The sequence below is a fragment of the Alteromonas nitratireducens genome (assembly GCF_040812025.1).
GTDB classification, from domain to species: Bacteria; Pseudomonadota; Gammaproteobacteria; order Enterobacterales; family Alteromonadaceae; genus Alteromonas; species Alteromonas nitratireducens.
Window position 1 is genome coordinate 148,665 of the sequence record NZ_JBFNPK010000003.1, and the last position, 20,517, is coordinate 169,181.

The following is a 20,517-nucleotide window of genomic DNA, read 5'->3' on the forward strand; positions in this document are numbered from 1 at the left end:
TCTCAGCGAGTTACCAGTCTCGTTTCCCGCTCCAAATTTTCTTAATGCCGTTACGGCAGTCCTGTGCGGGAATAGCTCAGCTGGTAGTGCACAACCTCGTCGAGAAACGATTGCCAAGGTTGGGGTCGCGACCGGATGCCGGCCACTGTTTCTCAGCGAGTTACCAATCTCGTTTCCCGCTCCAAATTTTTTTATTACTAAGTCCTAATCCGCGTTTGCGGGTCATGCATTCTGCATCTGCGTGCTGTGCACTGTTTTCAGGCAAAATCTGCTGGTTTTCACCTGCCTGTCCTGTTTTCTCTACCGTTTAGCACTGCTTTGGTGCAACTGATCGCGAAAATGCACAGGGTTTACCCAGTCATACGCTACCTTTACCAGTGGTTGATTTTTGTGCTCATACCCCTGGGTATAGGCTGTCTTGCTGCATCATATTTCAACACAAATGCATAAATATGCGTAAATGTTGTGTTGTGCAGGCCTGAACAGGTAGAGTGCGCGGCCAAAACGGCACAAAACGTGCTCATCTCATTTACACCAATAACTTGCTGTACCAGGAGTGCATTAAGAATGACTGCAAGAACGCGCAATGCTTTTGGCTATTCACTGGTCGCCTGTGCGGTAGCAAGCGCCATGACCGGCGCTTCAGCTTTTGCACAGGAGACCGCTGTTAAAGAGCGGGAAGTAGAAAAAATTGAGGTTACTGCAACCCGTCGTACCGGCTCGTTGCAGGAAGTGCCTATCAACATTTCTGCCATTACCTCAGAAACACTGACGCAACAGAATATTGAAGATCTTGATGCTATGGCACGCTGGGTGCCGGGCCTGACTGTCACTGATCAGGGTGGACGTAGTAACTCACCGGTCATTGTTCGAGGTCTGAATACAAATTCATCCGGGCCTGGCTCAAATGGTGGCACGGTTGCCACCTACGTGGGTGATATCCCGCTGTTTCTGAATATGCGACTGGTTGACGTTGACCGTGTTGAGGTTCTGATTGGGCCGCAGGGTACGCTGTATGGCGCCGGCACGCTCGGTGGTGCGATTCGTTATATTCCGAAGGCGGTTGATTTGGACTTCACAACCGGCTCGATCACCGGTGATGTGTTTACGCTGCAGGAGAGCGACAGTCTCGGTGGCGAAGGCGGCTTTGTGTTCAATACGCCGCTGATTGAGGGTGAGCTGGGTATTCGCGCGTCACTGAATTACTTCAAAAACCCCGGGTTTATTGATTACAACTATGTTGTCCGCGAGCCGGGTGTGTCATTGCCAGACCCGGACTGGAGTGATGCCGATGCGGTATCACAGAATCTGCGTCGCGTGAAAGATGCCAACGGGGAAGATACGCTGACTGGCCGTGTTGCCGTGCGCTGGACGCCGACCGACACACTCGACGGTACGCTGACCTACTTCTTCCAGAATCAGGACGTAGAAGGGCGGTCGATTACGCAGCACAATGCACTGGCGGCGGACAATCCACTTAACGACATTATCGGCCCTTATGAGTCGGCATACCGCTACGAGGAGCCGCGTGATAAAGAGGACTCGCTACTGAGTCTTGAGATTTCGGCCGATCTGGGGTTTGCGGAACTGGTGTCTGCCACCGGTTACTCCAAATTTGATGCTGTCGGTCAGCGTGACCAGACCGATCTGCTTATCCGCCTCGACTACAGCTATGAAGAATTCCCGGCTTTCTCTGCTTACACGGAAGAACTGGACGAGCAGAAAACCCTGACCCAGGAACTGCGTCTGGTATCACAGACGGATGGTCCGCTGTCGTGGATAATTGGCGGCTATTACTACAACACAGAGTACGAGGGCAGCAGTAAAGAATTCACGCCGAATTTCGATAAATATGCCATCGATGTCTGGGGTGTCGGCGGTAATTACCGTCCGGATTCACTCGAATATTATTCGGTTACCGATCAGGAGATCACCGAGAAAGCGTTGTTTGGTGAACTGACCTATGCGATTTCGGAAGACTGGGATGTAACGGTAGGTATCCGCTCCTACCAGTATGACGTGAATACACGTTCGGCTGTTGACCTGCCACTGTTTTACACCGTATTTGACGGACGTGCGCCGGATTCCATCGTACTGGACTACGGTGAGGAAAGTGCCGACGACAGCGGTAATCTGTTTAAATTCAACACCAGCTACCGCTTCAGTGATGATGCTATGGCCTATGTCACCATCAGCGAAGGCTTCCGGATTGGTGGGGCTAACGGCGTGGCGGCCTGTCCGTCAAATATTGACGAGATCACCAACCAGATCGTCTGTGCCCTGCCGCGTGAGCAGGTATACCGTGCGGATACCACAACCAACTATGAGGTTGGTCTGAAAACCAGTTATTTCAGAAACAAACTGCAGCTGAACGCGGCAGCGTTTATGGTCGACTGGAATGATCCGCAGGTCGGCGGTGCGACCATTAATGGCCAGCAGCCGATTACGGTTAATGCCGAAGGCGCACAATCCCAGGGGCTTGAGCTGTCTGTACGCGGTGTCATTACCGATAATTTGAAAATGTATGCTACCTATGCGTACACCAAAGCTGAACTGACGGCAGATGCGCCGTATCTGTTCGGGGTATTTGATGACGCCGGTACGCCACTGCAGGATTTTTATGATGGTAAGGACGGCGACCGTCTGCCGGGCGCGCCTGAACAGCAGTTCTCTTTCGGCGTAACCTATACGCAGGAAGTGCTGGACGGCAAGCTGCTGGATATCAACTACGGGATCACGGCACAAAGTGACGTGTATTCGACCGTGGGCCTGAGACAAAACGGTGAAGCCATTCCCGGCTTTGCAATCAGTAACCTCAATGCCCGCCTGTCAGACGACATGTGGTCTGTTACGCTGTATATCGACAACCTGTTCGACAAGTATGCGTACACTTCGGTACGTCGCGATCAGGGCGATATCGGCCTGGCTGCCTTCCCGGAAATGAATCCGAACGGTACGGAAATTCTGCGGAACTATGGCCATTACCTGCTGATGCCACGTGTGGTAGGCTTACGGTTCGATTATAAGTTTGAACTGTAACTCTGATGCGGTGGCCGGGCGCAATGCCCGGCCACGGTGTCTGGTAAGGGTACTACCATCACGCTATGACAACCCGAGCGCATTATCTGACGCTGGCCGGCCAGGCAATAAATCAGCGCCAGTTTCGTGAAGCCCACCAAGCCTGTGTCACGGCGATTAAAACGTTTGGCGACGATCCCCACGCGTACTTCCTGCTGGGCATTATTCATATAGAACTTGGTCAGATTAATAAGGCCATTCGTTTGCTTGAGACCTCATTATCGCTGGAAGCCCGGACACTGACTTATGTGTATCTGGCGAAATGCCATGCGTTAAAAGGGGATATGACGCGGGCGCAGCACGCTGCACAACACGCCCCGCCTGACCAGATTGAGCGTGCGCTCGAACTCGATACGCTGGGCGTCGCGTTAAGCCGGGTAGGTGATCATCAGCGCGCGCTGGATTATTTCACGCGCGCCCTGGCACTGTGTGATGATAACCCCGCGTTTTATTACAATTTTGGCGTGTCCTGCAAATTTGCCGGTGACTTTGCACGCGCAAACAACGCATTTGAACAGGCGCTGACACTCAAACCGGATTATTATCAGGCGCATTTCGCGCTGGCAGATCTGGGAACTCGCCCGGCGACACAGGCCTGGCTTGATGATCTGAAAACACTGCAAAGCACGCTGGCTGCGAATCAGGATGCGGTACTGCACCTCGGTCACGCACGGGCAAAGCTGTATGAATCGCTGGGTGACTATGACAGCGCATTTGCTGCGCTGGCAGAGGCAAAAGAACCCAAGCAGGCGGTTTGCCGTCAGGCCTGGACACAGTTTTCCGCTATTTTCGACTATCTGGATGATCGTGCAGCAACCGTCTCTGAGATTGACGCCGCGGCGGGCAGCGCCTCGCAGCGGCCGGTGTTCGTGCTGGGTATGCCGCGGTCGGGAACGACGCTGGTCGAGCGCATTATCAGTCACCATAGCGAGGTGGCGTCAGGTGGTGAATTGCAGGACTTTGGCGTGACGGTAAAGCAGCTTTCTCATACCCCCTCGCCGCAGGTACTGGACCTGGCGACACTAATGGCAGCACAGACAGTCGATCCGGCCGACATTGGCGCGACCTACCTCGAAAGAACCGATTACCTGTGTGAGGGCAAATCCCGGCTGGTTGATAAGTTACCGTTTAACTTTTTCTACACAGAACTGATACTGCGCGCGTTTCCTGACGCCCGAATCGTGTGTCTTATCCGCGAACCGATGGATACCTGTATCGGCAATTACCGCCAGCTTTTTTCTATTCACAGCCCGTATTACGCGTATGCCTACGATCTGATGACAACGGGCAGGCTGTATCAGCGCTTCCTTACGCTGATGCAAAGCTGGGCCGCGCGTTTCCCTGAGCAAATCCGGCTACAGTCTTATGAAGCCCTGGTAACCTCGCCCGAGTCAGAAGTCCGCGATCTGCTGGCATTCTGTAATCTGCCATGGGAGCCGCAGTGTCTGCATGTGGATAAAAACGCTGCACCGGTCTCAACCGCCAGTAAAGTGCAGGTGCGCGAACCTATCAACGCGCGTTCACTGGGCCGCTGGAAGCGCTATGAGGCGCACCTTGGTGAGTTAAAAACACTGTTTGGCAAGGACTGAATATTTGCTTGCATCAGGGCGTGGGTCGGTCTAGGCTAACTGGTCAAACCAGATTGTGGAGTAAGACATGGCTGCGACCAATCCGCTTCGGCAATTTGCCGAAAAAGCAAACCGCTACCCTGAATGGCTGAGCAGGCGTTTGCTGACCTGGGCGTTTCGTTCCAAAGTGAAACTGGCGAATACTGTCAGCGTGGATATTCTGAAGACCGATTTTTCCAGCGTGACCTTCAGACAGAAAAATTACAAAAAAGTACAGAATCACATTGGCAGTGTGCATGCCGCCGGCATGGCATTGCTGGCAGAATCGGCCACTGGTTTCATTGTCGGTGTTAATCTGCCGGGCGATAAGCTGCCACTGATTAAAAACATGAACCTGAGTTACGTAAAGCGAGCGCAAGGAGACATGCTGGCGGTGGCCGAACTGACCGATGAGCAGATTGCGATGATGCAGCGCGAAGACAAAGGCGAAGTGACGGTAAAAGTGACAGTTACTGATGCGCAGGGTATTGAGCCAGTCTTGTGCGAAATGATTTGGGCGTGGGTGCCGAAACAGCGTAAATAAGCCGTTCGCAGGCAGTCTGGCTGCCTGCTTTACTTCCCTGCATAAGCGTGTGAGACTGAAAAGAAAACACAGACTCACAGCCATGGACAACAACGTGTCTGAGAAGGCGCCCTTGCCTTCACACCCTGAACCTTCCCGCGGTGCCATCGAGACACTGAAAGCGTATTTTCAGAATTTCAGACAGCGCAAGAAACCCGCCAAACCCAAACGTACCTGGCGGGAACGCTTTGCTCAGCTGACGTTTTCTCAGTGGACCTACTTTGCCGCATTTATCCTGCTGCTGTTCAATAATGAGCAGGGCGACTGGGAAAGCTCCGGCATTGTCTGGGTCGGACTGATTGCCGGTATTGGTCTGAGCCGGGAAATCTGGCATCTGTTTCACCGTATGTGGCACACCATGCTGGGAAAAGGGGTGTTTCTGGTGCTGTATGCAGCAACCGCCAACTTTGCGCTGGCAATGGCGGCGATGAAGGTCAATATTATTTCCGGCATTGAACCGGCACCGCTTAAATTTACCCTGGGTTTTACTACACTGGTGATGCTGCCGATGTGGATTTTTGTGGCCAGTATTGTGCTGGCCTGCGTTATGCTGATGGCGGGTAACCTGTGGTTGCTGGTTGCTGGTCTGCTGCGCATCATTCGCATTCGTGTCCCTGTGCACTGGGAGGATCGGTCCTTTGCCATTATCTCCATGTTTTTGCGTATCGTATTGCTGCCAGTGGTGATCTCTGCGCTTTATCTGGTATTCAAACCCTATGTTGAGCAGGTGTATACCCTGGATATTCCGATTGAAATTATTCAGAGTGATCTCACCGACGAGCAGCGCAACCAGCTTAAAGGGCTGAGCCAAGACGAACGGCTGGCCAAGTTAAAAGAGTTTACCGGTGAGGATGTCATTGAAATTGGACGGCGTGGTGAGACCACGCAGAGCGAGGGAGATGCTGCGCCCGTGACGCCTGAGCCAGGTTTGATCGACAGGATGATTGCCTCGTTTATCTTTAATATGGAAACCTATCCGAATTCTTCATGCGCAAAAACTGTCAATCAGCGCGTGCTCACCATCGACGATTATTCAATGCTGGTGGCAGAGCGTGATGAGACGAATCCGCTGGGCTATCAGTTTTCCATCGCTCCGTGTAATGCGGCTTATGCGCAACCTGCTCAGACGACTCAAGATTGAGTTTTTAACAACAGCCGACCAGGTAAGCGGGATTAATTTTTGTTTAAAAACGGCGTCATCCTGTAAGGGGCGGAAAGAAGGAGGGGGTAAGCTGTCTTTTTGTTAATAATATGTAAATTCATCCTAAAAATAATGTCGTAATAATAAAATTTTAGGATAAGTCGCCTAAAAAAATGATTATATGGGATATGCGTCTCACTTTTCTGAAAAAACGTGTTTTATCTTCCTATTTCCTTCGATATAGTCCAGCTATGTTCCATGAACACTGGCAATACCTTTCGACGACAGGAGAATGACCGTGAAAATGATGTCGGGCGCAGCCATGGTGGTTGAAGCGCTAAAAGATGTAGGAGTGACACACGTATTCGGCTACCCGGGCGGAGCCGTACTTGACATTTATGACGCACTGTTTGCGCAGGATGATGTCAAGCATGTCCTCGTACGTCATGAGCAGGCAGCGGCCCATATGGCCGATGGTTACGCACGCTCAACCGGCAAAACGGGCACGGTCCTGGTCACGTCAGGGCCCGGGGCAACCAATACCATCACCGGTATTGCCACCGCCTATATGGACTCTATTCCAATGGTCGTACTATCCGGTCAGGTGCCGTCAATGCACATTGGTGAGGACGCGTTTCAGGAAACTGACATGGTCGGGTGCTCACGGCCAATTGTAAAACACAGTTTTCTGGTTAAACGCGCAGTCGATATTCCTGAGGCGATTGCCAAGGCGTATTACATTGCCAATACCGGACGTCCGGGACCGGTGGTAGTGGATCTACCCAAAGATATTGTGAATGTGCAGGAATCGCACCCATACGTGTTTCCTACCGATGTCACCATGCGCTCCTACAATCCCACAGAGCGGGGCCACCCCAGACAGATCAAAAAGGCCGTAGATGCACTGTTAAAAGCAGAGCGTCCGGTGTTATACGTGGGCGGTGGCGCCATTGCCAGCAATGCTGCGGAGCGTGTAATTGAACTGGCTGAGAAGCTGAATGCGCCGGTTACCTGCACACTAATGGGGCTGGGCGCGTTCCCCGGGACACATGAACAGTTTATTGGCATGCTGGGTATGCATGGAACGCTGGAAGCCAATAAAACCATGCATAATTCCGACTGTATTCTGGCGCTCGGCGCCCGCTTTGATGATCGGGTAACCAATAACGTCGACAAGTTCTGTCCGCATGCTGACATTATTCATGTTGATATCGATCCGGCGTCTATTTCTAAAACCGTTAACGCGCATATCCCGGTGGTCGGGTCGGTTGACAAGGTGCTTGAGCAGATGCTCGATCAGATGGTCAATAAAGATCTGTCCGGGCAGCGGGATAAGCTGGCTGACTGGTGGCAACAAATTAACCAGTGGCGCAGCCGTCAGTGCCTGAACTATGAGCAGGGTGACACCGACATCAAGCCTCAGCGGGTAATCGAAGCCCTGTATAAGCACACCAGGGGCGAGGCCTATGTGAGTTCGGACGTAGGGCAGCATCAGATGTTTGCTGCGCTGTATTATCCGTATAAAAAGCCCCGTCAGTGGATCAACTCGGGTGGCCTTGGAACCATGGGCTTTGGTCTGCCCGCGGCGATGGGCGTGCAGTTTGCGCATCCGGGCGCCACGTCCGTGGTCGTCACCGGTGATGGCAGTATCCAGATGAATATTCAGGAACTGGCTACATGCCTGCAGTACAACCTGCCGGTGAAGATCATTTCACTGAACAATCGCGCGCTGGGTATGGTGCGGCAGTGGCAGGATATGATTTATAAGGGCCGTCACTCGCATTCCTACATGGATTCGTTACCCGATTTCGTCAAACTGGCCGAGGCTTACGGGCATATTGGCATCAAGGTCGATAAGCTTGATGAGCTGGATGCGGCAATGGAAAAGTGTTTCAGCTACACCGACCGACTGGTATTCATGGATATTGCTGTTGATCAGAATGAGCACGTATATCCCATGCAGATTAAGTTTGGTGCCATGGATGATATGCGCCTGAGTAAGACGGAGCGAACCTGATGAAACGTATTATTTCAGTATTGATGGAAAACGCCCCTGGCGCCCTGTCACGTATCGTTGGGGTTTTTTCGCAGCGGGGTTACAACGTTGATTCGTTGTGTGTGGCCCCAACCGATGACCCGAGTTTGTCGCGTCTGACCATCATCACCCACGGCGATGACAAGGTCATTGAGCAAATCACCAAACAGGTGAACAAGCTGATTGATGTGCTCAAAATCGTCGATTTAACCGAAGGCGCGCATATTGAACGTGAGCTGATGCTGATTAAAGTAGCGACCCGCAGCGAATCAGTGCGTTCGGAAGTCAAACGCAACAGCGATATCTTCCGTGCGCGCATCGTGGACGTACACGCCAATAACTACACCATTGAAATCACCGGCACCAGTGACAAGCTGGATGCCTTTGCCACCACCATGGGCCAGTGCGCAGAGATCATTGAGTCATCACGCACCGGCGTGTGCGGGCTGGCACGAGGCGAAAGGGCACTGCGGCCTTAAGTTTTGTATGGCTCTGCGCCCACCCGAAGAAGGGGCTTCTGTCTTCAACACGCCGTAAACCCGTCCATGGGGGCTCCGCAGCCGCATCCCTGCGGCTGAGGGTTTCAGACAGAAGCCCCTTCTTCGTGTAGACGCGTGAGGTGCTTGTCACTTCGCCGTAAACCCATCCATGGGCGCTCCACAGCCGCATCCTTTCGGCTGACGGGTTCGGAAAGGCATCCCCTACCGTTCCCGGTGCCCGGCCTGTCTTCAACACGCCGTAAACCATCCTTGGGTGCTCGACAGTCGCATCCTTGTGGCTGACGGATTCGGATAGAGAAACACACCCCACCCGTACCACTGGCGAATGATTTTTTTGCGGATAAACCCATGCATGGGCGCTCGCCACTCAGGAACGTTTGCCGTAAAACGCTTCCAGTCGCAGGGCGATGCCATACGACGGCGAGAAGTCCTCATCGCGCAGCCAGATAACGTAAGGCTCCACTTCAAAATACAGCCAGTCGCGCAAATAGTTGGTGCGCCAGCGGATACCGCCGTAAACCTCCTCGGTACGATAGTTAGGCTGGGTCAGCCCTTCTGTCATGGCAGAGTAAAGCAGGGCATGATGTTGAGAGATGGGCTGTAGCCACTGAAGTTCATGTCGCCACAGCCAGTCATTGGTATTGTCGCGAAAATAAAAGCGGTTGTTAAAGCGAAATGCGCCTTTGTGCTCACTGGCATACTGCAGTGACAGGCCGAGTTCTGCGCCCAGGCGGTCGCGGGTATAATAATACACTTCGCTGTCGTAGCGGGCAGCCCAGTGTGAATTCAGGATAGCGGTATCCTCAAACTGGACTTTGGCATACAACTGATCGCGCCGCCCGGCACCGATACGGTAAGACAGGGGCGAATCCTGCTCAGGTCTGAAACGCACCGCCAGTGTTGTGCTGTCACGCTGCACCATGTCGGTATTACGGGCAGCCTGAACCATGTTGTCCTGGGTTTCATCTTCATTATCACTGAGAAGCAGGTCGACCCGGTCTTTAAGTGAGGGCAGGGTAACGCGAATGCGAAACCGCAGGTTGGCCTGCATCAGGTCGCGGCTGCGGGGTTCCCAGGCCAGCATGATTCGCCCTTCGGCACGGGCGCTGTCGTCAGGTGGCGCACCTTCTGGTGCGAAAAAACTGTCCAGCCGGCGAACGGCATTATTCATCGAGTTGGTGAAGTTTTCCTGCCAGCGGTCAATCCAGTGCGTGGGCTGTGGTGCTGTCGCCTCCTGCGCGATGTCGCCGGAAGCCTGTTCGGTAAGGAGAGGCTGGTTGTTGTCCTGCACGTTGCCGGCAACCAGCAGCGTGCTGCTCAGCATCAGCCAGTTACCTAGCATTTATCCACGTCCTTCATATTCACCAGTATCACCACACATTCCTGTTCTAAGCATGCGTTGAATACTGTCCGCCGTCAATCTTACCTGGTGCGGTGTCAGGCCAGTCAAGATTGCAAATAATCTGGTGAAAGCTGCTCCCCGCGATGGCATACTGTGCACACGCAATCCAAGGAGATGTAACATGGGTATAAGTATTTGGCAGCTGCTGATCGTGCTGGTCATCGTGGTACTGCTTTTTGGCACCAAGCGTCTGAAAAATATCGGCTCTGATTTGGGCGGTGCTATCAAGGGCTTCAAAAATGCCGTGAATGATGACAAAGACGCCGACTTTGATGAAAAAAAACAGGTTGAGCAAAAGAAAACAGAACAACCTGACGCTGAAACCAAAACGGAAACAAAAGACAAGTCCTGATGTTTGATATCGGTTTTTGGGAACTGCTGCTGATTGCCGTCCTGGCCCTGCTGGTGCTGGGTCCCGAGCGGCTGCCCGGCGCCATGCGCTCGACGCTGAATACCATTCGTAGTGTGCGTAACGCCGCGTCCGGCTTTAAGCACGAAATGGAGCATCAGCTGCGTGTGCATGAGTTACACGAGAATCTGAAAAAAGCCGAGCAACAGGGGCTGTCCGAGCTGTCTCCTGACCTGAAAAAAAGCGTCGATGAACTCAAAGAAGCCGCCGAGTCGGTACGAGAACCGTATAAAAAGAACTGATGTCAGATCAATCGAGTCTACTTTCCCATCTTATTGAACTGCGCTCCCGGTTGTTAAAGTCGCTGGCCAGTGTGTTGGTGGTGTTTTTATCACTGGTGTATTTTGCCCAGGATCTCTATCAGTGGCTGGCAACCCCACTGTTACAGTCGCTGCCAGAACACAGTTCCATGATTGCGACCGATGTCGCGTCACCCTTTTTTGCGCCGTTTAAACTTACCCTGGTGTTGTCTTTTTTCGTAGCTATTCCTTACGTGCTGTATCAGGTCTGGGCATTTGTTGCACCAGGGCTGTACCGCAATGAAAAGAAGCTGATTGCGCCGCTGCTGTTTTCCAGCACGCTGCTGTTTTACGCCGGTATTGCGTTTGCGTACTACGTCGTTTTCCCCATTGCCTTCGCATTTTTTACCAGCGTGGCACCGCAGGGGGTGACGGTCAGTACAGACATATCCAGTTATCTTAACTTTGTACTGAAACTCTTTTTTGCTTTTGGCGTCTCATTTGAAATCCCGATAGCCATTATTCTGATGTGCTGGACGGGCGTTACCGATGCGCACTCGTTGCGCCAGAAGCGTCCCTACGTGATCGTGGGGGTTTTCGTTGTTGGTATGTTGCTGACACCACCGGACGTCATCTCACAGACGTTACTCGCCGTGCCGATGTGGCTGCTGTTTGAGGTAGGCGTGCTGGTAGGCAGCCTGTACGCATCCAAAAGTGAGGATGAGGCTGTGGGAGAGGATTCGTCGTCTCATGCTGACCAATAAAAATAACACGTAAAGACAGGTTTGAAGGATTACCCATGAAGTTTAAAACACTCGTTGTCGCAGGTTTCTGCGTAGCTGGCGCGAGTCAGACCGCCAGCGCTGAAACTATCAGTGAAGCGCTTGCCAAATGCAGCAAGCAGTCTAACAGTCTGCAACGCCTGGTCTGCTATGACCGCCTGGTAAAAGATATGAACCAGTACAGCGGGCTGGAAGATTCGCTGTCACGCCGTTACCCGTCACCGGCCGCTCAGCAGCCTGCACAGCCAGCGGCGAAACTGCCTGCACCAGCATACCGTGACGAGGCCGGTACGTCGGCGACAACCGAGTTTGGTCTTGAGCACAAAAAAGACAACACGACCGGCGAAGATACGCTGTACGGTACCATCACCAAGCTTGATGAGACCCTGCGCGGTAATCACATTGTCACGCTGGATAACGGCACGGTATGGCGTCAGACCGACGATGGCGATCTGAAACTGAGCGTAGGTCAGGAAGTGACCATTGATCGCGGTGTTTTCAGTGCGTTTTATCTGTCCCATGAGGGCGTGAACAAACGGATCCGGGTCGAGCGGATTAAGTAAATGTCCTGGTTCGATGGCGGGGTCAACCTGACCGACCCCAGACTCGATGCGGATGCGGTGATCGCCGAAGCGTGCAGCGCAGAGGTTACCCGATTGTGTGTCATCACCACCGAACCGTCGGAATGGGATCGCGCACGGGCGCTTCATCAGGCGTATCCTGAGCACATCTGTTACACGCTGGGAATCCATCCACATAATGCGAAAAATGCCACGGACGCGGATTTTGCACGTCTTCGTACCCTGCTGTCAGAGCCCGGAGTGGTTGCCGTAGGTGAATGCGGACTGGATTTTAATCGTAACTTTTCACCGCCGGATGTGCAGCAATCGGTATTTCAGCAACAGCTGGCGATTGCTGCAGACTGCGGTTTGCCCGTATACCTGCACGAGCGCGATGCCATAGATACGCAGATGAGCTGTTTATCACCCTATCTGGCCTCGTTATCAGGGGGCATTGCACACTGTTTTACCCAGGGCGCGGACGCACTGCGTCGATATCTCGACTGTGGCCTTTACATTGGCATCACCGGCTGGGTGTGCGACCCTAAGCGTGGTGATGCGCTGCGTGCATGCCTGGCGGATATTCCGTCGGATCGGCTGATACTGGAAACTGACGCGCCCTATTTGTTTCCGAAAACGGCGAAGCCTCGCCGGCGGAATAATTCACCGGCCCTGATCCCGCATATTGGTGAACAGGTGTCAACGATACTGTCACAACCTGCTGACCTTATCCGCAAGACCAGTTATGCTAATGCATGCCGGCTATTTGGGATAGAAAAGGCATAGACGATGCAGCTAAGCGTAAACGATGAACGCCGATACAATGTCTGGATGGTTATTACCACCTGTCTGGCGTTTTTCTGTGTTGTTGCGGTTGCCATGTCGATGCTGCCGGATGACACCACGGAAGATCGCATTTCCGGTTTGGGGTATCAGGTCGACCCTGAGGCGCGCGATACGTTTGCCAGTATGCTCAACAAACCCGCGGCCAGCTGGCTGCCGGTCGAAAACCCGGTTAACCTGGGTATGCATCATGTGCCTTACTGGTTCAGTTTTACTATCCCGCCCACCCATTCTGATGATGACAACTACCTGCTGGAAATCAGCTATCCGCTGCTTGACGACGTGCAAATCGCCATTTATCAGCAAGATGTCTCGTCACCGGTAAAGGTGTACCGTGGCGGAGACACACAGCCATTTACAGACCGCCCGGTTGAACACCGGACGTTTTTGTTTCCGCTACCTGACAGCAAAGCACCGCAACGGGTGCTGGTTCGGGTTAAGGCCTCCGGCACCATACGCTTGCCGCTGAAGGTCTGGCAGGAGCGTGAATATATTGAGTATACGCCTCGTCATAATCTGGTGATGGGGCTGTTCTTTGGCTTTTTATGTGCCATGGGGGTCAGCAACCTGTTTCTGTTTCTGACAACCCGCAGTGGCTCGTTCATCGCCTATTCAGGCTATGTGTTCTGTATGGCCTTATCACTGGCTTCCCTGCACGGTTACGGGTATGCCTACCTGTGGCCTGCGTTGCCGCTGTTTCAGGAAAAAGCGATTGTGGTGTTCGCCAACCTGACCATCGTGTTCGCCATGCAGTTCTCGCGCTTGCTGCTGCCGGTCAGGCAGTACCTGCCGCGCATGGACAACGTGCTTAAAATCACCATTGGTGTGTTTCTGGTCAACATCGCGCTGGGCCTGATTTTGCCGTACGCTATTCTGATTAAAATTTTCCTGGTGTTACTGAGTATGGCGGTGCTGCTGGCCCTGGGACTTGGGACCTGGCTGGTTCTGAAAGGCGTGGTGGTGGCGCGGTACTTCTCCATCGCCTGGGCATTTTTGCTCATCAGCGGCCTCACGGCGAGCCTGGACAACCTGAATATTATTGATTTAACCATCTCTTCCAATTACCTGGTGATGCTCGGTGCGGCCATTGAAACCCTGCTGCTGGCGCTGGTGGTAGCAATAAGTTACAGCCATACCCGTAATGAAATGTACGACGCCCAGGCGAAAGCGCTGTTGCAGGAGAAAGACGCCAATCGCGCGAAAGAAGATTTACTTGATGTACAGCAGCGCTACCAGAGCGATCTCGAGTACCAGGTTGAGGAGCGGACACTCGAATTACAGATCGCACTGCGTGAATTATCGGATGCCAACCGTGAACTTGAGGCGCTCAACGCCATCGATTCATTAACCGGTATCAAGAACCGTCGTCACTTCGACAAGCGCATTAAAGCCGAAGGGCGCCGCAGCCGCCGTGAGCAAACGCCGTTGTCACTCGCGATGATTGATGTTGATCACTTTAAGCGAATTAATGATGAATACGGGCATGCTGCCGGCGATGCCTGCATCAAGCATGTTGCAGGTATTCTGCAGTCGCAGCTGAAGCGGCCGTCAGACGATGTCTGTAGGATAGGTGGTGAGGAGTTTGCCCTGATCCTGCCAAATACGGACACCGAGGGTGCTCAGCAACTGGTAGAAGACATGCGCCGTCAGCTCGAAACCACGCCGGTAAACTGGGACGACGAACTGATTGCGATGACACTGAGCGCCGGTATTGCCACTGCGGTTATCGCCTTTGAAGATCACGAACGTGATTTGCTTAAAGAAGCAGATAAACAGCTGTACGCCGCCAAGCAGGGCGGACGAAACCAGATTAAAGCCATTCATTTAACCTCGGAGCAGTAGCAGATTATGATGCACTCTTCTTTTCCCGCACGCCGTATGCGTCGATTACGGGCCCAGGACGGGCTGAGAAGCCTTGTCGCTGAACACCAGTTACACGCCAGCGACCTGATTTATCCGGTGTTTGTGTTGCCCGGTGAAGGGCAGCGGGAAGCGGTTCCGTCGATGCCGGGTGTCGAGCGGCTGTCGATTGATGAGCTGATTAAGGAAGCCCGCGCGTGGATAGCGCTGGGCATCACCACACTGGCACTGTTTCCGGTCACGCCGCAGGCGCAAAAGTCAGACTGCGCCAGCGAGGCATTCAACCCTGATGGCCTGGCGCAGCAGGCGATGCGGGCGCTCAAAGCGGCGTATCCCGACCTGTTGTTAATGTCTGATGTCGCGCTGGATCCCTTTACCAGTCACGGTCAGGACGGACTGATTAACGATGCCGGTTACGTAATGAATGACGAAACGGTAGAGGTACTGGTGAAGCAGGCGTTATCGCATGCCGAAGCCGGTGCTGACATCGTGGCACCGTCTGACATGATGGACGGCCGCATCGGTGCCATCAGAACCGCACTCGAACAGGCTGGCTTTGTGAACACCTGCATTATGGCGTACTCGGCCAAGTATGCGTCGGCCTATTATGGTCCGTTTCGTGATGCGGTGGGTTCGGCAGCCAACATTAAAGGTGGCAATAAGAAAACCTATCAGATGGATCCGGCCAACAGTGACGAAGCGATCACCGAAATTGCGCTGGATATCCAGGAAGGCGCTGACATGGTAATGGTCAAACCGGGTATGCCGTATCTGGATATTGTCAGACGCTGTAAGGACGAGCTGAAAGTACCGACGTTTGCTTATCAGGTCAGCGGTGAATACGCCATGCATCAGGCGGCGTTTGCTAATGGCTGGCTGAACGAGGAGCAGGTGATCCTGGAATCACTGCTGGCATTTAAGCGCGCGGGAGCCGACGGAATTCTGACCTATTTTGCACCGCAGGCCGCAAAGCTGCTGGCGAAATAACCGGCCCGAAAAAAAGCCCGGTTCTCCGGGCTTTGTTGTCTCTGTCAGTTGCCGCTTAAGCGCTTGCCATAAGAAATAGCATAGGCTGGTGAGCGCATGCGCAGCACGGGATCATCACTCGATGCAAAACCTTTCGATAACACATTGGGATCGAAGTTGACGGGCGTACAGGCCTCGCCGCCGCTGTCGGTTACTTTAACCGTACCCAGCGTGACGGTCTGCCGGTCCGCGGGCCACTGTTGTGACGGGTCAGTGTCAGTGTCTTCGGGGGTTCCTAAGGTTGCAGTCAGCGTATAGGTTACCGGCGCATCATCAAGCTCCGAAGCGAGCTTTTTATCCAGATAATTTTTCGGCAGTGACGTGCGCTCATCATCCGTCAGATACAGTTCACCGGCGTCCGGTGTTAATTGCCAGCGGTACTTTATTTTCGCGCCCTTGTCTGGTGTGTAGTAAAAGGTGTGGATCCCATTAAACGTGTTGTTGGCAAACGACGCGGCAGGTTTTGACTGCTGCTGCCATGCCAGATGGGCCCTTACACTGGGGTGCTCAGCAGCGTAGGCTCTTGTTTTAGCCGGATTTGGCTTGCCATTTTCATCTGGCAAAAAGGTCTGCAGCAAGCCGTAGAAGGTGGCCGGATCCTTACCGGCAAACACCGGGAAGTTATTACCGGTGAAGTTATGCCTGGTGCCATCGGGTAAGGTCATCTGAATACCCACGCCACGTGTGCCGGGACTCCGATCGTCGGCATTCGGATTGCCCCCGCCCAGAGAGTAGCGCAGGGTAACCGGCAGCGTACCCTGACTAAGCAGTGCTGCCTCGTCAAATGGCGTCCCGCGCGCCGGAATAAACTCACCACTGGCACAAATACCGCGGGCATGGGCTTTTCGTAGCCCGGGCTGATGGCCGGACAGTTTCTCAAACAGAGCGACCATGTCAGCAGCTGACACGCTATCTTGTGCACGGACTGGTGCACTCACGGCGGTAGCAGCCATAGCAGCAGTTAAAACAAGGATGGCAGGGCGCATAGGGGTTCCTTTTACAAGTTCTCAGTCAGCGTACAGGACCCGCTCTGAGTGATGACAATTTCACCCAGTATAGAAACAAGTGCGAAGTTTTTTTAGTTAAACACAGTTAAGTTGCCAGCCGGCCTGATGCTGCAGCCAGCTTTCATTTGCCAGTTCGGCTTTAATCAGCGGGTGGGATTTGAGCCATTTTTCCGGGAAGGTCAGTGTCCACTGGGTATCCTCGGTAGTCAGTTTAATCGCAGGCAGGTGTTTATTGTTGCGGCGCAGACAAATGACCACAGCAATGCGCAGAATGCGCAGCAGACACAACAGCATCGGGCGCACTTCATCGTGATAATTATCAAACACGTTCGGATTAAGTTTGGCACGGTGCTGACCGACCAGGTCACGGATTGCCATGCGTTGGAGACGCGTAAAACCAGGCAGGTCGATATAACTCAACAAGTATTCACCGTGCTGATGGTGCTTCTTATATTCAATGTGCAGGCCAATTTCATGCAGCAGCGAGGCCGCTTCCATGATGGCTTCGGTATCGAGGTGACAAATGGCCTGCTGTGCACACAGCTGATGGCACAGCGACAATGCGATGCCTTTCACATTGTGGGCATGTGCGGTATCGATATGATAGCGACTGATGGTCTGGTTCAGGGTCTGCGTGCGGCGATCATTTTGCTGTAAATTATCCAGCATGCCGTAAATCAGTCCTTCACGCAGTGCGCCGCCGGAGATGTTCATGGTGTCAATCTGCAGTGCTTCAAACAGGCTGATCAGAATAGCCAGGCCGCTGGGGAAAATGGGCTTGCGGTTTTCCTCCAGGCCTTCAATTTCCAGCCGCGACATATGCTCACAGTCGATACATTGCTTTCTGAGGTGATACAGGTAGTCAAGCCGGATAGCATCGCTGATTCCCTGGGCAACCAGAATTTCGGTAATGGCCTGTGGCGTGCCGGACGCGCCCAGGCAATTCTGCCAGTCAAAGCACAGAAACGTATCTGCCAGTGGATCGATATTGGCGTGAGCTGCGGCAACGGCTGCTTCAAAGCTGGCTTCAGACAGCACGCCGTCGGCAAAATAGCGTTCCATAAAGGTGACACAACCCATATCCATACTTTTTAAGTGGATTGGGGTCATGTCATTGCCGATGATCACCTCGGTACTGGCACCACCAATGTCCACTACCAGTGAGTTGCCCTGATTCGCCGACGTATAGGCCACGCCAAGGTATATCTGACGGGCTTCTTCCTCGCCGCTGATCACATCCAGTTTGTGATTGAGAATTTTTTCTGCGCGGGTAATAAAGTCACAGGCGTTAACAGCAAGACGCAGGGTGGCAGTAGCCACCACCCTGATATTGGACCGGGGAATATCCTGAAGGCGTTCAGAGAAGGTTTGCAGACATTGCCAGCCGCGTTCCATGCTGGCTTCATCCAGCACCATATCATCATCGAGACCGGCAGCCAGCCTGACCTTCTGCTTGATTTTTCCGACAATCTGCACGCTGCCATTAATGACATGAACCACCACCATATGAAAGCTGTTAGAGCCCAGGTCTATGGCGGCATAATACTCGCCGGCGACCACCGGTGTCGGTTCATGTACGGCTTGCTGCATCGTGTCGGTTATCCGTTTTGTTTGTTGCCCTGTTTACCTCTGCCGCGGCCCCGGCGTGACGAATTTCTCGCGTTCGGCGTGCGTCTGCGTCGCGGTTTTGGCGGTGTAATGTCGTCAAGCAGGGCAGTGCGGTCGTAATCAGTAACCGGAATAGCATGCTGAATATACTGCTCAATGGCTGGCAGGTTCAGTGCATATTTCTCGCAGGCGAAACTGATCGCGTGCCCGCTTTTACCGGCGCGGCCGGTACGGCCAATACGGTGGACATAATCTTCCGCATCATCGGGCAGGTCATAGTTGAATACGTGCGTCACCGCTTCAATATGCAGGCCGCGCGCCGCTACGTCGGTGGCCACCAGAATATCCAGGTTACCCTTCGAAAAGTCATCCAGAATACTCAGACGTTTCTTCTGAGGCACATCACCACTTAGCAGGCCAACACGATGTCCGTCCGCTGCAAGCCAGTCGTTGACGCGCTCACAGCCGGTTTTGGTGTTGGCGAAGACAATAGCTTTCTCCGGCCATTCCTCTTCCATCAGGGTCAGCAACAGGGGCATCTTGTCTTCATCAGACGGGTAGAACAGCTCTTCTTTTACCCGGCTGGCAGTTTTTTGCTGTGGCTCAACCTGCACGTGCGTGGGATTGTTCATGTGCTCGTACGCCAGTTCCTGAACACGGTAGCTCAGGGTAGCAGAGAACAGCATGCTTAAACGCTCGCTGGCTGGCGGCATACGACGGAATAAGAAGCGAATATCCTTAATAAAGCCAAGGTCAAACATCCGGTCGGCTTCATCGAGCACCGCAACCTGAATGTTTTTTAAGGTAAACACGTTCTGTTTGTAGTAATCGAGGATGCGGCCTGTCGTACCAATAATGATATCTACCCCATCTTCGAGCACTTCGCGTTGACTTTGGTAACCTTCGCCCCCATAGATCAGGCCAAGTGACAAACCCGTGTGCTCACTGAGCAGTTTCGCGTCGTTGTAAATTTGCACGGCAAGTTCACGGGTAGGTGCCATGATAATGGCACGCGGTCCGGCACTGGCGTCACTGTCTTCGTTTCTGCTCAGCAGGTAGTGGAAGGTGGCAACCAGAAAGGCAATGGTCTTGCCGGTTCCGGTTTGTGCCTGTCCGGCAATATCCAGACCTTCCAGTAACGGAGGTAGTGAAAGCGCCTGAATAGGCGTACAATGCGTGAAATTAGCTGCCGTTAAGGCGTCAAGCACCTTGTCGTTAATCGGCAGATCGGAAAAATGCGTTTCGGTCAAATGTGTGGTTTGCATAGCTTATAGCTTATCAGTGCTTGCATTAAAAATCAGTTTCTATATAACACTTATGGTTGAGCTGAACCAACTCAGCGACAGACCTAATACGGAGATAAAGAATGAGCGACAAAATTATCCAGTTAACTGACGACAAATTCGAAGCAGACGTAATCAATGCCGAAGGTCCTGTGCTGGTTGACTTCTGGGCAGAGTGGTGTGGCCCCTGCAAAATGATCGCCCCAATTCTTGAAGAAGTTGCGAGCGAATTTGATGGCAAGTTAACAGTTGGCAAGTTGAATGTCGATGAAAATAACGAAACACCGCCAAAATACGGTATTCGTGGCATTCCTACACTGCTGCTGTTTAAAGGTGGTAATGTTGCAGCAACCAAAGTTGGCGCCCTGTCAAAAGCGCAGCTGACTGAGTTCCTGAACGAAAACCTGTAAGATGCTTTCCGGCTGCTGTAGCGTCGCTGCAGCAGCCTCCTTTCGCCTTTCTCAACATAAATTCGACTAATTTTAACATTTCCCGGCAAAACGCTGGACGTACACTGCGTATGGTGCTAACGTTTTCATCAGCTCTTGCCTGAG

General features: G+C 53.0%; 18 protein-coding genes and 1 tRNA gene. 15 read left to right on the top strand and 4 right to left on the bottom strand.

Annotated elements, in window-relative coordinates; genetic code table 11:
* Positions 1 to 65 precede the first annotated feature (65 nt).
* The 7 genes from AB1N33_RS04625 (at position 66) to ilvN (ending at position 8,923) form a co-directional block, all read left to right on the top strand.
* Positions 66 to 184: transfer RNA gene (locus AB1N33_RS04625), tRNA-OTHER, on the top strand.
* A 383-nt stretch (positions 185 to 567) separates the two neighbouring features.
* Complete coding sequence (locus AB1N33_RS04630; RefSeq protein ID WP_411270369.1) at positions 568 to 3,039, top strand: TonB-dependent receptor; 2,472 nt, start codon at positions 568 to 570, stop codon at positions 3,037 to 3,039.
* A 65-nt stretch (positions 3,040 to 3,104) separates the two neighbouring features.
* Complete coding sequence (locus AB1N33_RS04635) at positions 3,105 to 4,667, top strand: tetratricopeptide repeat-containing sulfotransferase family protein (RefSeq protein WP_411270370.1); 1,563 nt, start codon at positions 3,105 to 3,107, stop codon at positions 4,665 to 4,667.
* A 67-nt stretch (positions 4,668 to 4,734) separates the two neighbouring features.
* Positions 4,735 to 5,229, top strand: coding sequence for a DUF4442 domain-containing protein (locus AB1N33_RS04640; protein WP_411270371.1), 495 nt, complete (start codon positions 4,735 to 4,737; stop codon positions 5,227 to 5,229).
* Positions 5,230 to 5,323: 94 nt separating this feature from the next.
* Positions 5,324 to 6,409 (top strand): hypothetical protein, encoded by a 1,086-nt coding sequence (locus tag AB1N33_RS04645; protein ID WP_411270372.1) that lies wholly within the window; start codon positions 5,324 to 5,326, stop codon positions 6,407 to 6,409.
* 298 nt (positions 6,410 to 6,707) lie between these two features.
* Positions 6,708 to 8,426 carry an acetolactate synthase 3 large subunit gene (locus AB1N33_RS04650; RefSeq protein ID WP_411270373.1) on the top strand — a complete coding sequence of 573 codons (1,719 nt, stop codon included), beginning with the start codon at positions 6,708 to 6,710 and terminating at the stop codon, positions 8,424 to 8,426.
* Entirely contained in the window at positions 8,426 to 8,923 is a 498-nt protein-coding gene (gene ilvN / locus AB1N33_RS04655; protein ID WP_411270374.1) for an acetolactate synthase small subunit, read from the top strand. Before AB1N33_RS04650 ends, ilvN begins: the two co-directional genes overlap by 1 nt.
* A gap of 388 nt (positions 8,924 to 9,311) precedes the next feature.
* Here ilvN and AB1N33_RS04660 read toward each other — a convergent pair whose 3' ends face one another.
* Entirely contained in the window at positions 9,312 to 10,286 is a 975-nt protein-coding gene (locus AB1N33_RS04660) for a hypothetical protein (protein ID WP_411270375.1), read from the bottom strand.
* 181 nt (positions 10,287 to 10,467) lie between these two features.
* On the opposite strand from AB1N33_RS04660, the gene tatA reads away from it, so the two are divergent.
* The 7 genes from tatA to hemB are packed head-to-tail and all read left to right on the top strand — an operon-like array spanning position 10,468 to position 16,026.
* Positions 10,468 to 10,698, top strand: a complete 231-nt coding sequence (gene tatA, locus AB1N33_RS04665) for a Sec-independent protein translocase subunit TatA (RefSeq protein ID WP_411270376.1) — start codon at positions 10,468 to 10,470, stop codon at positions 10,696 to 10,698.
* Entirely contained in the window at positions 10,698 to 10,997 is a 300-nt protein-coding gene (gene tatB, locus AB1N33_RS04670) for a Sec-independent protein translocase protein TatB (RefSeq protein ID WP_411270377.1), read from the top strand. The genes tatA and tatB overlap by 1 nt, the downstream gene beginning before the upstream one ends.
* On the top strand, positions 10,997 to 11,758 hold the full coding sequence (tatC, locus tag AB1N33_RS04675) for a twin-arginine translocase subunit TatC (RefSeq protein ID WP_411270378.1): 762 nt from the start codon (positions 10,997 to 10,999) through the stop codon (positions 11,756 to 11,758). Before tatB ends, tatC begins: the two co-directional genes overlap by 1 nt.
* A 35-nt stretch (positions 11,759 to 11,793) precedes the next feature.
* A complete protein-coding gene (locus tag AB1N33_RS04680) occupies positions 11,794 to 12,339 on the top strand; it encodes a hypothetical protein (protein ID WP_411270379.1) in 546 nt (181 codons plus the stop codon).
* Complete coding sequence (locus AB1N33_RS04685) at positions 12,340 to 13,122, top strand: TatD family hydrolase (RefSeq protein ID WP_411270380.1); 783 nt, start codon at positions 12,340 to 12,342, stop codon at positions 13,120 to 13,122.
* Between the two features lie 3 nt (positions 13,123 to 13,125).
* Positions 13,126 to 15,021: a sensor domain-containing diguanylate cyclase gene (locus tag AB1N33_RS04690; RefSeq protein ID WP_411270381.1), complete on the top strand. Its 1,896-nt coding sequence runs from the start codon at positions 13,126 to 13,128 to the stop codon at positions 15,019 to 15,021.
* A gap of 6 nt (positions 15,022 to 15,027) precedes the next feature.
* Positions 15,028 to 16,026 carry a porphobilinogen synthase gene (gene hemB / locus AB1N33_RS04695; protein ID WP_411270382.1) on the top strand — a complete coding sequence of 333 codons (999 nt, stop codon included), beginning with the start codon at positions 15,028 to 15,030 and terminating at the stop codon, positions 16,024 to 16,026.
* A gap of 44 nt (positions 16,027 to 16,070) precedes the next feature.
* Here hemB and AB1N33_RS04700 read toward each other — a convergent pair whose 3' ends face one another.
* From AB1N33_RS04700 to rhlB, 3 genes are all read right to left on the bottom strand, one after another.
* Positions 16,071 to 16,973: a catalase family peroxidase gene (locus AB1N33_RS04700; protein WP_411270383.1), complete on the bottom strand. Its 903-nt coding sequence runs from the start codon at positions 16,971 to 16,973 to the stop codon at positions 16,071 to 16,073.
* Between the two features lie 174 nt (positions 16,974 to 17,147).
* Positions 17,148 to 18,662, bottom strand: a complete 1,515-nt coding sequence (locus AB1N33_RS04705; RefSeq protein ID WP_411270384.1) for a Ppx/GppA phosphatase family protein — start codon at positions 18,660 to 18,662, stop codon at positions 17,148 to 17,150.
* A gap of 8 nt (positions 18,663 to 18,670) precedes the next feature.
* The gene (gene rhlB, locus AB1N33_RS04710) at positions 18,671 to 19,945 is read right to left on the bottom strand and encodes an ATP-dependent RNA helicase RhlB (protein WP_411270385.1); all 1,275 of its coding nucleotides are present in this window, start codon (positions 19,943 to 19,945) and stop codon (positions 18,671 to 18,673) included.
* A 101-nt stretch (positions 19,946 to 20,046) separates the two neighbouring features.
* Here rhlB and trxA point away from each other — a divergent pair, with 101 nt between their 5' ends.
* Positions 20,047 to 20,373, top strand: a complete 327-nt coding sequence (gene trxA / locus AB1N33_RS04715) for a thioredoxin TrxA (RefSeq protein WP_411270386.1) — start codon at positions 20,047 to 20,049, stop codon at positions 20,371 to 20,373.
* The last annotated feature ends 144 nt before the right edge of the window (positions 20,374 to 20,517 follow it).

Coding starts and splice junctions, on each gene's coding strand:
- AB1N33_RS04630 (WP_411270369.1), top strand. CDS start 568: ATGACTGCAAGAACGCGCAATGCTTTTGGCTATTCACTGGTCGCCTGT.
- AB1N33_RS04635 (WP_411270370.1), top strand. CDS start 3,105: ATGACAACCCGAGCGCATTATCTGACGCTGGCCGGCCAGGCAATAAAT.
- AB1N33_RS04640 (WP_411270371.1), top strand. CDS start 4,735: ATGGCTGCGACCAATCCGCTTCGGCAATTTGCCGAAAAAGCAAACCGC.
- ilvN (WP_411270374.1), top strand. CDS start 8,426: ATGAAACGTATTATTTCAGTATTGATGGAAAACGCCCCTGGCGCCCTG.
- AB1N33_RS04660 (WP_411270375.1), bottom strand. CDS start 10,286: ATGCTAGGTAACTGGCTGATGCTGAGCAGCACGCTGCTGGTTGCCGGC.
- tatA (WP_411270376.1), top strand. CDS start 10,468: ATGGGTATAAGTATTTGGCAGCTGCTGATCGTGCTGGTCATCGTGGTA.
- tatB (WP_411270377.1), top strand. CDS start 10,698: ATGTTTGATATCGGTTTTTGGGAACTGCTGCTGATTGCCGTCCTGGCC.
- tatC (WP_411270378.1), top strand. CDS start 10,997: ATGTCAGATCAATCGAGTCTACTTTCCCATCTTATTGAACTGCGCTCC.
- AB1N33_RS04680 (WP_411270379.1), top strand. CDS start 11,794: ATGAAGTTTAAAACACTCGTTGTCGCAGGTTTCTGCGTAGCTGGCGCG.
- AB1N33_RS04685 (WP_411270380.1), top strand. CDS start 12,340: ATGTCCTGGTTCGATGGCGGGGTCAACCTGACCGACCCCAGACTCGAT.
- AB1N33_RS04690 (WP_411270381.1), top strand. CDS start 13,126: ATGCAGCTAAGCGTAAACGATGAACGCCGATACAATGTCTGGATGGTT.
- hemB (WP_411270382.1), top strand. CDS start 15,028: ATGATGCACTCTTCTTTTCCCGCACGCCGTATGCGTCGATTACGGGCC.
- AB1N33_RS04705 (WP_411270384.1), bottom strand. CDS start 18,662: ATGCAGCAAGCCGTACATGAACCGACACCGGTGGTCGCCGGCGAGTAT.
- rhlB (WP_411270385.1), bottom strand. CDS start 19,945: ATGCAAACCACACATTTGACCGAAACGCATTTTTCCGATCTGCCGATT.
- trxA (WP_411270386.1), top strand. CDS start 20,047: ATGAGCGACAAAATTATCCAGTTAACTGACGACAAATTCGAAGCAGAC.